The organism is Streptomyces sp. NPDC017993, from assembly GCF_044328065.1.
GTDB lineage: Bacteria > Actinomycetota > Actinomycetes > Streptomycetales > Streptomycetaceae > Streptomyces.
The window spans coordinates 225,159-238,009 of record NZ_JBIRGO010000009.1 but is presented as its reverse complement, the minus strand read 5'-3'; the positions used below and the strand labels follow the sequence as shown (position 1 = coordinate 238,009).

The window sequence follows — 12,851 nt, the reverse complement described above, 5'->3', positions numbered from 1 at the left end:
CTGCTGTGAGGGAAGGAACGGATGGGTTCGGTCGCGTCTCGGGTCAGACAATGAAGCTGATGTCGCGCGGATCCTGGCCGACGAGTGCGCGGCCGTAGACCTGCTCGGGGATTCCCATGCCGAAGCCGGCGTGCCTACTGCCGACGTTGATGTCGCGCCAGAGCCGCTGCAGCGGGTTGGCCTCGTTGAAGGCGGAGGAGCCGTGGGCGGTCAGCAGGGTGTCGACGGCTTCCCGGCACAGCCGACCGACCTGTGCAGACTCCAGCCGGTTGCGGGCGCGCACGGTCAGATCCATGTTGATGCCGGCCCGGGCGTACTCGTCGACAGTGTCGGCGATACGGGCCGCGATCAGCCTGGCCGTGTCGATTTTCGAGGTGGCGTCGGCGATATCGAGCTGGAAGGTCGGCGACTGGGTCTGGTCACGGTAGGCGGAGCCCGCCACCGGACGCGTGGGGCCCTTGTCACGAACGTACGCAAGGGCGGCGTCGGCGCCGCCGATCAGCGAGCCGATCAGCCCAATGGCGAACAGGCCGGTCAGGCTGTTGCGGTAGGGCAGGTCGGGGTTGACCACACCGTCGGTCTCGCCGTTGAGTATGGGCACGTAGGGCACCAGACGGTGCCTGGGGACGAAGAGCCGTTCGGCGACTACGGTGTTGCTGCCGGTGCCACGCATCCCGGCGAAGTACCAGGTGTCTTCGATGCTGACCTCCTCGGCCCGCATCAGGGCGAAGTTGATCTCACGCTGGCCCTCGGCGGTGGGAACAGCGATCAGGACGCTGATCCACTGAGCGTGCAGGCAGCCTGAGACATAGGCCCACTGACCGCTGACTACAACGCCTCCGTCCACCTGCTCGACGTCCTGCGCGGGGAGCCCCAGGACCAGGGCGCAGCGGGCGTCGGGGGCCTCACCCCACACCTCGTTCCCACCGGCCGGCGGGAACAGCGACGCCGCGAAGTTTCCAGCGTTCACTACGCCTGCGATCCAGGCCGCGGAGCAGCACCCGCGGCCGAGTTCGGTGGCGACCTCGAGCAAGGTGCGCATGTCCGACTCGTAACCGCCGTACCGTCGCGGGGTCATCAAACGCAGAAGGCCCGAATCCGTCATGGCGGAAACAACGCTCGCGGCAATACGGCGCTCGCTTTCGCACTCGACGGCGTGCTCCGACAGCAGCTCACGTAAGCCCTCGGCCCGCTTCACGAGCTCCGCGCGATCGGGGACGGCGGCGGTAACCACCGGATGTGACATTCTGAACCATTCCTTTCGGTTTCTCGACTCCGGAGATTTCGGGCTCCGAATTGGTCTGCAAACATCTACGCGATGGCATGGCTCACCTGCACGGCGGCCTTGCCACTCCGCGTTCGTGGTTCTAAGTACTCAGCGACGGATCACACCTGTTGCCGCGCCTCGGCATTCCCTCGGCGGCGTCGCAGGTTGCCGAGGACCACCCGCCCGATCGTTCCGGGCTTGAGTAAAATCGTGGGGGGAGCGAGCAGGGAACTGACTTTGACGAACTCGTGGGTCAGCGCCGGGTCGTGTTCGGCAGCGCTCAGCAACCGGGCGAAGAACCCGTTGCTGATGCGCACCGGTAGCGGCCGCGGACCGGCAACCTCGGGAAGCGCAAGGTCGCTGCCTACGGCCATCTGCCAGGCCACCTCGATGCGGCGCGCGGCTGCCTTGAAGAAGCGGCGCGGCAGCTGGCCACCCTCCTTGGCGAGAGCCTCCTTGAGCGCCCCTGCCTGCAGAGCAGCCGCGGACATCCCCTGCCCGTAAACGGGGTTGAAGCTGCAGATCGCGTCCCCGAAGACGAGCAGTCCACTGGGGAAACGTTCCAGCCGTTCGTAGCGGCGGCGCACGCTTGCCGGATAACGATGCGCGACCGGGTCGTCGAGGGGCTCAGCGGCACACAGGGCGTCGAAGACGTCCGGGGGGACGATGGGTTTGGCGAATTCCAGGAACCCGCTTGGGTCAGTGGGCGGGTGATGTCCTCCATAGCCGATCAGTGTCAGCATCCAGTGGTCCTCGCCATGCTGGAGAAGCGTCGCGCCGGTAGGCCGGCCAGGGCAGGCCCCGACGATCACGACCTTCCTCCGGCCAAGGGCGCCCGGTGCCATCCTCAGGTTCCGGCTGACGTACTTGATGTCGATCGCAATCCGGTCTTCCTGCGGCCGGTCGTAGCCCAGGTCCGCGAGCCATCGCGTGGTGCGTCCGCCGCGGCCCGTCGCGTCGACGACAAGGTCTGCAGCGATTTCCCGTTCCGCTCCGCTGTCGCGGTGCACGACGCGGGCGCCGATGACGCGCTGTCCGTCCGAGGTGCTGATCAGTCCCGTCGCCTCGATGCGGTCGACGATCTCGACGTTCGTCAGCGCCCTGATACGAGAACGGACCTGGTCTTCCAGCTGAGGTCGGCTCGGCTGATAAGTGGGGGTGGGGTCCGCGTAGCGGCCCTCCTGGCTCAGCAGGTGGCCTCCTGGCGCGAAATGCATCTCGGTGGGTTCTCGAACCACCGGCACGCCATCCGCGTCGAAGCCCTCGAGCAGACCGGGAAACATCTCCTGGAGCCACTTCGTGCCGGCGGGCAGTATCGCGTGCGCGTGGCGGCCCTGCGGCACCCCGCGCCGATTCTCGTCCGTCTCCGGCAGTAGGTCCCGGTCGATCAGCGTCACCCGGCCGAAGGTGTCGGACAGCACCCGGGCGGCGAAGAGCCCACCGATGCTGGCACCCAAGACCACGCAGTGGCTGTCCGGCGCTCTGGACGCGGACTCGCCGGAGCGGCTGCTGCGTCGTGAGGGGTACTCGTCCGGGGCATGCGGGCGTGCGGTGTCGTCAGACATGCGAATCCTCCGCTGTCCTTGTGGGGTATTAGGCGGGCGGCAAGAGTCCGCGATTGCGCGAACCCGATAGTGCGCCGGATGAGTTGCGGCGACTTGAGCTGACCCGACCGCGGGAAGCGTCGGGCGTCAGAGAGATACCGATGCCAGGGGATGTGAGCGAGAGTGCTCGTGCATCGGACTTGTCGTTCCCCATTCCGCCCCGAACGCGTTGCGGCGGACAGCGGTGCTGCCGCGGAAGCCTGGGCATGGGTAGCCGCCTCGAGTCAGGCCGACAATCGGTGGGTGCATTCCGTGGAGGATTTGAGCCACGTAGGCATGTCCGTCCGGTGGCCGCTGAGTCATAAGCTGCGGCCGACTCACATCGGCTGTCGGCGGAATGACCCGTTCAAAGACACGCCACGCACCGTCGTGCTGCACAATATCCCCCGTACCAAATTGAGCAAACTTGCGGCACATTTCACCGCATCATTTCGGCCAGGAACCCTCGCGCGATGGCACCGGTATAGCACCATCAACGGAATTCTGAATTCCGGATTCCCTCTTGGATGGTCTGAAAATTGCCGTCAGGACATGGCAGTGCCGACGGGGCGGATGAGCGTGCCGGTCGCCAGCCAGCATGCCGGGAGCGGCGCCACCGTGCGCCCGTGTCCGATCCGGGAGTCGTCGCCCGCGTACACCTCTGCCTGCCAGCTGTGGCCGCCCATCCAGGACTTGAGGTCATCACGAGCGGAGAGCCAGGAGGCACCCTGCTCCTCGACCCGTGCACGCACGGGCCTGCCCTCTTCCTCGAGCATGGCTGCCTTGAGGTGCTCCAGCATGAGCTGACTTCCAGGTGCGGACAGTTCGGTGAGGCCGGCCAGGATCGCGTCTCCCGCGGCATCGGGCAGGTACATCAAGAGGCCTTCGACCAGCCAGACTGTGGGCTGTGACGGGTCGAAGCCCGCGGCTCGCAGCGCCAACTGCCAGTCCTCCCTCAGATCCGCGGCCACTCCATGACGCTCACACGCGAGGGGCAGGCCGGACCGTTCGATCAGGGCGTCCTTGAACGCTGTCATCTCCGGCAGTTCCACCTCGAACCAGCGCGTCCCGGCCGGCAGATCCAGTCGGACGGTGCGTCCGTCCACTCCGGCGGCCAGCGTGACGACCTGACGGATCCCGCGCTGGACCGCAGAGAGCACCTCGTCGTCGAAGAACCGGGTGCGCACCGCGAAATACGTGGGGAAACCGCGGGCGCTGCTGTGGGTCTGCTTGATCACCTCGGCCACGTCGGCCAGGACCGGGTCCTCCGCCAGCGCTGAGAGCATTGCAGCGGCGAGTGGGTCCCGAAATAGCGGATCCGGACGGTCGCTTTCCAGTTGCCGCATCCACGCGATAAAGAGTGCGGTCTGTCCGACTCCAACAGAGGGCGTCTTCAACTCAACCATAAAATCCTCCCCAAGATGAGTTCAATTCGACGAAAAGAGGCGAGGCAACGCCGATAGGCATCGGCGCCTGAAAGGCCCATCGAAGTGGCTTGATGTCTTCCTTGGCTGTGGAGCATGAGAGAGAACAAAAGGGCAACATGCCCGTTCGCCGCGCGCTTACCAACTATGCACGAGCCCTATGCTCGAGCGGGGAACTGATGGAATTCTGCGTGCCTCTGCGGCTGCGATGGTAGCGTGCTCTTCAATATCTTCAACTTTATTCCACAGAGCAGGCCCCCACTGAAGGATGTGTGCATGCTCGACGACCTGGACCGTGCGCTGATCCACGCGCTGCACATAGACGGCCGCGCGCCCTTCAGCCAGATCGCCGTCGCCCTCGACGTCTCGCCCCAAACCATCGCCCGCCGCTACCGGCGGCTGCGTGACGAGGCATCGCTACGTGTCGTCGGGCTGGCGGACCCTCACCGAGCCGGTCAGACCCAGTGGCTCATCAGACTCACCGCCGCGGCAAGCTCCGCACAGGATCTCGCGCACGCCCTGGCCCGGCGACCGGACACCTCGTGGGTCAAGCTCACCTCCGGCGGCACCGAGATCGTCGCGATCATCCATACCCCCACTGACGACGACGCCGGCAACTCCCTGCTCTTGCGCGACATCCCACGCACCAACAACATCACGGCGGTGTCCGCCCACTGCCTGCTGCACATGTATCTCGGAGGTCCCACGAACTGGCGCCGGAGCGTCGAGGCCCTCAACGAGGAGCAGCAGCGCATCCTGCGATCACACGAGGCGGCCGACACCGCGTACGTCCCCGTACCACGTCACCTGAGCGACGGGGACGCCGGTTTGCTGGTTGCGCTGCAGAAGGACGGGCGCGCCAGCCACGCGGAACTCGCCCAGGCGACCGGCTGGTCCCCCGTCACCGTCGCCCGGCGCCTGGCTGATCTGCAGGCAAGCGGAGCCATCTTCTTCGACGTCGAGGTCGATACCGGGCTGTTCGGCGCCAACACCAGGGCACTGCTGTGGATGTCGGTGAGCCCCGCGCATCTGGAACACGTGGCGACGACCCTGGCGGGCCACGACGAACTCGCCTTCGTCGCCGTGACCACCGGCCCCACCAATCTCGTGGCCCAGGCGCTGTGCAGCGACCCTGCCGACCTGCACCGCTACCTCGCCCGTCGGCTCGGCTCCCTCGATGCGATCCAGACCCTCGAGACCAGCCCGGTGCTGCAGAACGTCAAGGCGGCAAGCCCGATGATCACGGACCTCGCCCGTACCCGACGGCCTGCTCCGACTGCGCGTGCTCGGCTGTGAAGGCGTGTGTCCCCTCGCACATGCCGATGCGGCGACCGCCAGGCCGCCGCATGGACCGCTCAGGAATGTGGCTCGATCAGTGCTGTGCTCCGGCCTTGTCCGAAGCATCCTTCTCGATCATCAGCCTGCTGGTGAAGAAGGTCACCACCACCAGCGCGACGGCAACCCAGAAGGCGACCTGGACTGCGTGCAGAGCGGCCGAAGGCCCCCCAGGTTCTGCGCTGTTGAGGTAGACGCTGCCCAGGATGGCGACTCCGAGCGTGGCTCCCAACTGCTGGAGCGCGTTCAACAGTCCGGCAGCCGACCCGATCTCCTGCGGCTGCAGCGGTTTCAGGGCGATGGTAAAGAAGGTGGGGCTGAAGAGCCCGACTCCCAGGCCGACGACACCCAGCGCGATCAGCAGCAGTTGGGGGTAGGCCGTGGGATCTGCCGCATGGTAGACGGCGATGGCGGCCAGGGCTCCGACCAGGAGTACAGCAAGGCCCAGAGACATCATGCGGTGCCCGTAGCGCCGGACCAGATGCGCGCCGGCCACCCACGACGCCACGGCCAGGCCCACCGACCACGGAGCAAGCGTCAGTCCCGCGTTGAGCACATCAGTGCCGAGCCCCAGCTGAAGCTGCAACACGATGACCATCATCAGACCGTTCGTCACCGCGAAGAAGGATGCCGACGTCACCAAGGCGGCCGGAAAACTCCGATGCGCGAACAAGCTCGGCTCCACCAGCGGGCTGCGGCGGCCGCCCGCGGCGACACGGCGCTGGTGCAGCCCGAACCCGACCATCACGATCAGCCCGACGACGATGCCGCCCCAGCTCCACACGGACATGGCGGCGATGTCGGCACCGATCAGGGGATAGACGATGAGCCCGACGCCGATCGTGGCCAGGAGCGTGCCGGTCAGATCGAGCGTGGGCCGCTTCGGAGCGCGGTTCTCCAGCAGTTTGGGGGTGATGGCCAGCACGACCAGGGACACGGGGACGTTGAGCAGGAACGCCGCCCGCCACGACGAGCCGAACAGGTCGGCATGGGTCAGGACACCGCCGAGCACCGGACCGCAGACGGCGGCAAGGCCCATGACGGGGCCGATGCTGCCAAGGGCCTTGGACATCTCATCGCCGGAGAACATGGTCTTGATCAGACCGATGGTCTGGGGAATGATCACGGCCGCCGCCGCTCCCTGCACCACACGGAAGGCGATCAAGAGCCCCACCGAGGGAGCCAGGGCGCAAGCGATGGACGCGAGCATGAATCCCGTGACGCCGATGACGAACAGCCGCCGTCGGCCGGCGATATCGCCCAGCCGACCACCGGTGATGAGCAGCACCGCGAACGGGAGGGTGTAGGCCGTCGTGAACCACTGGATATCGGACACGGACCCTCCCAGATCGGCATGGATCGCCGGCCCGGCGACCTGCACGATGGTCGCGTCCAACAGGTTCATGGCCTCCCCGAGCAGCAGGGCGGTGAGCGCCAGCCACCGCCATCGGTACGCCGCTGTGGGAGACGGCGCAAGCACACGCTCAGCAGTCATCGGATTTCCTCTCCACCGTTGTCGACACGCCGAGTCGAACCCCTGGACCAGGGCATCCGGCTCGACCACGAGTCAGCATGGAAGGACGGATGCAAGGACCTCCAGCCAGAGCGCGTAGATGGAAGATTCCTTCCGTCGAGGGCACCTGGGGTTGCGATTTCCCACGCGACGACCCGATGCGCGCGCACGATCGCCGACGCCGCGGAGGGGATGAGGGGACAACGCAGGGTGTGAGCTTCCTTCAGCCGGCCGTCCCGGATGGAAGAAATGCTCCAGTAGAGCGCCGGGACTGGAGTTGGCGGGGTGAGCACTCCATGTTGGAATCCCTTGGTCACTCCGCGTGCACCAGGGCTTCATATCCGTACGTTCTTCCTGCTCAGGAGCGTAAATGGCGCCTCTGCCCGCTACCCAGAGAGAAGTCCGCCTCGTTGCCAAGCCCGACGGGCTACCGCGGCTGGAGCACTTCAGTGTCGTCGAGACACCCATGCCCTCGCCGGGAGAAGACGAGGTGCTGGTACGCAATATGTTCTTCCACGTCTTCGCCACACTGCGCATACTCATCGCGGGTGCAACACAAGACACTCCGTTCCCCAAGCTCAACGCCGGCGACACCCTGGTCGGGGCGGCGATCGGCGAGGTCGTCTCCGCCCCGGAGGGCAGTACGCTGCGGCCGGGCGATCTGGCGTCGCACTGGCTCGGCTGGCGCGAGTACGCCGCCGTACCCACGGTTGAGTGTGCGCGGCTGGACGACGAGGCACTTCCCGACCCGATCACACACCTTCAGCAGGGCTGGACGGCGTACGCGGCACTGACTCGAGGGGTCGAACTCCGCCCCGGGGACACCGTGTTCGTCTCCGCAGGCGGTAGTGGGATCGGCGCGATGGCCGGGCAGATCGCCAAACGGCTGGGCGCCGGCCGCGTCATCGCCAGCACCAGCTCGCGGGGGAAGGCCGATCGTCTCGTGAACGAGCTGGGTTACGACGCCGCAGTCATCCGCGGTGCCGGACCGCTCACCGAACAGCTGGCGAAGGCCGCACCGGACGGCATCGACGTCTTCTTCGACAACGTCGGAGGGGAGCAGCTGCGCGCGGCTGTGGAGGCGGCACGTCCGGGCGCCCGCTTCGTCCTGACCGGCGCCCTCTCCGGACAGCTTTCCGAGGACGGGACAGGCACCACGGCGCCCGTGGAGTTGGACTCCCTGCCACTCATCCACAAGCGGATCGTGATGCGTGGCTTCAGCTCGGACGACTTCGACGACCAGGCGGAGTGGACCGAGAGGTTCGGTACGTGGCTTCGCACAGGGGAGATGGTTTTCCCCCACGTGCGGATCAAGGGCATCGAACTTGCTTCCCAAGCCCTGCTGGAGGTGATCGACGGGCGGCACATCGGTGCCGTCATCGTCGAGCTGTAGCTCCACGCTCCCTCCGTCCGCAACTTCGGTACGTCGGCGGAGGTTCCCCGCCTCCGCCTGGCAATCCAGTCCTCACTACATATGCCGAAAGGGAGTTCCCGTGCCGCGAGCCACCACACAGATCCTCGACCTCCCCCTCGATGTCCGTCCCGAGCCGGACGAACTGATCCAGGCCGCCATGGAGTGGCACTTCAACCCGGATACGGGATGCCGGTTCTGGCTGGAGCGTGCCAAAGCCCTGCCCTTCGATCCTCTCAGTGACATCCGCACCCACAAAGATCTCAGGCTCTTCCCCAACGTGGCGGCCGAACTGCGCGACGTCCGCGCGGAAGACCTGATCCCGCGAGGCTATGGTCAACGCCCTGATGTCGTCGGGGTGTTCGAGAGCGGCGGGACCACGGGAGCGCCCAAGCGAGTCGTCCTGCTCGGGGACTGGCTGCAGCGCATGGTCCACTGGAGCAACGCCAACCTCGATGCTCACGGCTTTCCCGGCGGCACCAACTGGCTGGGGCTCGTCCCGACAGGGCCCCACATCGTGGGTGAGTACTTCCGCAGGTCCGCAACCAGCCACGGCCGCCACGGCTTCACCGTCGATCTCGATCCCCGATGGGTGAAGAAATTGATCTCCGGCGGACGGAGCGCCGATGCCGATGTCTACGCCGAACACCTCATTGATCAGGCCGCGTTCGTGCTCCGCACCCAGGACATCGGCGTCCTGACCATCACGCCCCCGCTGCTGGAGCGCCTCGCACGGCGGGATGACCTGGCCCAGCTGGTCAACGAGAAGGTCCGAGCCATCCGCTGGGGTGGCACCCAGCTGGATCCCGACTCCCGCTACCTCTATAAGACCGAGGTCTTCCCCAATACGGTCCTGTGCGGCAACTACGGCAGCACCATGATCCTTGGGTTCGCCGGTGAGCGCCCGAAACTACCGGAGGACGCCGGCTGCGTCTTCGACTCCTACAGCCCGTATGTCACGTTTTCCGTTGTCGATCCGGAAACACTCCGGCCGGTCGCGTACGGCGAACGCGGCCGCGTCCTGGTCAACCACGTCAGCAAGTCGTTCTTCCTGCCCAACAACCTGGAGCGGGATGTGGCAACCCGGGTCGAGCCCCTGGTCGGTCAGGTCGGCGATGCGGTGGCGGACATCGCTCCGGTTGCGACCTTCGAAGACGAGTCCGTGATCGAGGGAGTCTACTGATGACGGAGCCACCCGCCGATGCACTCCAGCTTCCCGCCCTGGGGCCTCAAGGCTCATTCAGGGCGCGCAACCGCATGGCCGTACACGACGTCGCGGGCCAAGAGGTCGCCGAACTGAGCCTGGTTCCTCCTCTGTTCGTCGAGCACACGATGAAGTCCCTGCGCCATGCCTCCCCTCCCCCGATCGACAACAGGATCGAGATGATCGGTCATGCCGCTGAGCTCTTCGCAACCGCCACGCTGAGTGACCAGTCGGTCGAGGAGTACGAGTACCGGGTCAGTCGAGTCGGAGGGATTCCGATCTCCGTGGTGCGGGCGACCACCCGAGCCATCGAGTCCCGGATGAAGAAGGCCCACTACAGCGTGGAACACGCCCGGCCGACCGGAGCGGTGACGCGATGGGACGACCCGCTGACCCGCACCGGCCGCGCGGTGTGGGCACGGCGCGGGAGCGTCTTCGCCGTCCACGCAGCCGGCAACCACCCGGGACCGCACAGCCTCTGGCCGGAGGCGCTCGCACTGGGCTACCGCGTCGCGGTCCGCCCCTCCCGGCGCGAGCCGTTCACCCCGCATCGACTGGTCACCGCACTGCGCAGCGCCGGCTTCGGCAACGACCAGGTGGCCTTGCTGCCCACCGACCACGCCACCGCGGACACCCTGCTGCGAGGCGCCGACTTGGGACTGGTCTACGGCGGCGACGACGTGGTACGCAAATACGCTCCAGACCCGCTGGTCCTCCCGCAAGGCCCGGGCCGCTCGAAGATTCTGCTGACCGAGGAAACGGACTGGCGGAACCATCTCGACACGATTGTCGACTCCATAAGCGGCCACGGCGGCACCGGCTGTGTCAACACCACCGCCGTATTCATCGAGGGCGACCCGGCCCCGCTCTGCGAGGCACTCACCGAGCGCCTTTCATCTGTGCCAAGCCTGCCTCCCGAGGATCCGGCGGCCGTCCTGCCCGTCCAGCCGCTCGCAACGGCCAAGGCATTCGAGGCGTCCCTGCTCCAGAAGGCATCGGGCACCAAGCCGTGGCTCGGCGGCGACGGCGTCGTCGCCGAACTGGGCGACGGCAGCGCCGTACTCCGCCCCGCAATCCATCAGCTCGACCTTCCCGATGCGCCCCAGGCTTCCGTTGAGCTTCCCTTCCCTTGCGTATGGGTCGCTCCGTGGACGCGTGAAGCAGGCATCGCCTCGCTGAGGGACAGCCTGGTCCTGACGGCGATCACACACGATGCCGGGCTCGTGGAACGGCTGCTGGACGAACCGTCGATCAGCAACGTCTACGTAGGAGATCACCGAACTTACTGGATGGAGTCCGGCATGCCGCATGACGGCTACCTCGCCGAGTTCCTGATGCGCTGCAAGTCGGTGATCAGGGGCTGACCGCTCCCCGTGGCGGCGAACGCTCGCCACCGCGACGCCGACGGGGAGGGTGCTCCTCCCCTGTCTCCGGGCTGCCGGGCCCGGCTCCAGACTGAGCGGAGCGCTGACGTGTGCAGGGGCTGCCTCCGGCGACGTGCCACGCCCTGCCACGCGGTGCGTGAAGGATGGTGTGCGAATGCTCGACGACCTCGATCGCGCCTTGATCCACGCGCTACACATCAACGGACGCGCTTCCTTCACACAGATCGGCGGCGTACTGGCGGTTTCCACGCAGACGGTTTCCCGTCGTTACGACAGGTTGCGCGAGCACGCCGCTCTCCGAGTCGTCGGGCTGCCCGACCCTCACCTGACGGGCCACGAGCAGTGGCTGCTGCGACTGACCGCTGCCCCAGAGGCCGCGCTGGATCTCGCCCGCGCCCTGGTCCGGCGCCAGGACACATCATGGGTCTACCTCACCGGTGGCGGCACCGAGATCGTCGCGGTGCTCGAGACCCCACTCGGCACGGCACACGGCCACTCCCTGCTCCTGCACGAACTGCCCCCCAGCATTGGGCTGACCGCTGTATCCGCCCACCATCTGCTGCACACCTATGTCGGCTGGCGTACCCCCTGGCACATGAGCGCCAGCGCCCTCAGACCACGACAACAACACCTGCTGGGAGGCGCAAAGCCCGCTGACCACAACGAGCCCCCATCCCCGGAGCGGTGCCGGCAGGTGAAGCTCTCCCCCGCGGACCATGCCTTGATGGAAGCCCTGCGGCACGACGGCCGAACCAGCGTCGGTGAACTCGCGGCCACCACAGGCTGGTCGCCGGCGACGGTTTCGCGTCGGCTGGACAACCTCCGCGACTGCGGTGCGATCTTCTTCGATGTGGAGATCGACCCCGCACTTCTCGGGGGCAGCACCAAGATCCTTCTGTGGATGGCTGTCGCTCCCGCCCATCTCGATGAGGTGGCTACCACGTTGACCTACCATGCCGAACTCGCCTTCGTGGCTCACACCACCGGCCCCACCAACCTTGTGGCTCACGCCCTGTGCAGGGACAGCGCAGCGCTCTACCACTACCTCACCCATGGCCTGGGCGCCGTGAAGGCAATCCGTACCCTGGAGACAGCGCCTGTCCTAAGAACCCTCAAAGCAGTGGGCACAATCTCTTCCACGCCCACGTCACCTCGCCACGGGTAGGAAGGCCCTGTCCACCCGACGGGCAGTGCGAGTCTCTGCCCCCGGAGCGGAGCACTGGCATCAGCGCTGTCCTCCCAATGAGTTGGGCAGTAGGCCCGGTGGCGCCGTAGCGACCACCGCCTGCCTGCCTGCCTGGAAGCTGAGGCTGCCGGCGCAGGGGTGGTTCGTAGCAGCCGGGGGAGAGCCGCGCACGCTTGAACCACATCAACGGCTGAACGCTCATAGCCACTGGACCGAAACTGCTGGGGTGGTTCGGTCCAGTGGCACAAGCCGTAGAGCCAGACGATCTCGTCCGGGTCGGCGGGCTCTTTCGGGAGACTCACCACCCCGTGGGCTGGAGGACCGAGCAGGTCGGTGGCCACGTACCAGGTGGCCTTCTCCGGCAGGTGCGCTCGGGCCGGAGCCTGGGTCGCCGAACTGGCTGGTGGCCTGTTGCAGGGCTGGCAAGGGTGACGGCCGCCTGCAAGGCCCCCGGGCCACCAACACCGTCGAGAGGCCGATCGCCGAACTCGAGCTCCGCCACCGGGTGCGAGCCCGGGCCGGCGTCCCCACCCAATGCGACAG

The 12,851-nt window shown here is 66.8% G+C and carries 9 protein-coding genes; 5 read left to right on the top strand and 4 right to left on the bottom strand.

Annotated elements, in window-relative coordinates; genetic code table 11:
• Positions 1-43 precede the first annotated feature (43 nt).
• The 3 genes from ACH4FH_RS18910 to ACH4FH_RS18900 form a co-directional block, all read right to left on the bottom strand.
• The gene (locus ACH4FH_RS18910; protein ID WP_398556986.1) at positions 44-1,234 is read right to left on the bottom strand and encodes an acyl-CoA dehydrogenase family protein; all 1,191 of its coding nucleotides are present in this window, start codon (positions 1,232-1,234) and stop codon (positions 44-46) included.
• Between the two features lie 152 nt (positions 1,235-1,386).
• On the bottom strand, positions 1,387-2,832 hold the full coding sequence (locus ACH4FH_RS18905; RefSeq protein ID WP_398556985.1) for an FAD-dependent oxidoreductase: 1,446 nt from the start codon (positions 2,830-2,832) through the stop codon (positions 1,387-1,389).
• Positions 2,833-3,395: 563 nt separating this feature from the next.
• The gene (locus tag ACH4FH_RS18900; protein WP_398556984.1) at positions 3,396-4,256 is read right to left on the bottom strand and encodes an SAM-dependent methyltransferase; all 861 of its coding nucleotides are present in this window, start codon (positions 4,254-4,256) and stop codon (positions 3,396-3,398) included.
• A gap of 294 nt (positions 4,257-4,550) precedes the next feature.
• Between ACH4FH_RS18900 and ACH4FH_RS18895 the strand changes: the two genes are divergently transcribed.
• Positions 4,551-5,570 (top strand): Lrp/AsnC family transcriptional regulator, encoded by a 1,020-nt coding sequence (locus ACH4FH_RS18895; RefSeq protein WP_398556983.1) that lies wholly within the window; start codon positions 4,551-4,553, stop codon positions 5,568-5,570.
• 76 nt (positions 5,571-5,646) lie between these two features.
• On the opposite strand, the gene ACH4FH_RS18890 is transcribed toward ACH4FH_RS18895, so the two are convergent.
• The gene (locus ACH4FH_RS18890; RefSeq protein ID WP_398556982.1) at positions 5,647-7,104 is read right to left on the bottom strand and encodes an MFS transporter; all 1,458 of its coding nucleotides are present in this window, start codon (positions 7,102-7,104) and stop codon (positions 5,647-5,649) included.
• 388 nt (positions 7,105-7,492) lie between these two features.
• On the opposite strand from ACH4FH_RS18890, the gene ACH4FH_RS18885 reads away from it, so the two are divergent.
• The 4 genes from ACH4FH_RS18885 to ACH4FH_RS18870 all read left to right on the top strand — a co-directional run bounded on the left by ACH4FH_RS18885 (position 7,493) and on the right by ACH4FH_RS18870 (position 12,287).
• Complete coding sequence (locus tag ACH4FH_RS18885) at positions 7,493-8,515, top strand: MDR family NADP-dependent oxidoreductase (protein ID WP_398556981.1); 1,023 nt, start codon at positions 7,493-7,495, stop codon at positions 8,513-8,515.
• A gap of 100 nt (positions 8,516-8,615) precedes the next feature.
• Positions 8,616-9,716 (top strand): phenazine antibiotic biosynthesis protein, encoded by a 1,101-nt coding sequence (locus ACH4FH_RS18880; protein ID WP_398556980.1) that lies wholly within the window; start codon positions 8,616-8,618, stop codon positions 9,714-9,716.
• Positions 9,717-9,790: 74 nt separating this feature from the next.
• Positions 9,791-11,101, top strand: a complete 1,311-nt coding sequence (locus ACH4FH_RS18875) for an aldehyde dehydrogenase family protein (RefSeq protein WP_398556979.1) — start codon at positions 9,791-9,793, stop codon at positions 11,099-11,101.
• A 175-nt stretch (positions 11,102-11,276) separates the two neighbouring features.
• A complete protein-coding gene (locus ACH4FH_RS18870) occupies positions 11,277-12,287 on the top strand; it encodes an Lrp/AsnC family transcriptional regulator (RefSeq protein ID WP_398556978.1) in 1,011 nt (336 codons plus the stop codon).
• Positions 12,288-12,851: the final 564 nt, after the last annotated feature.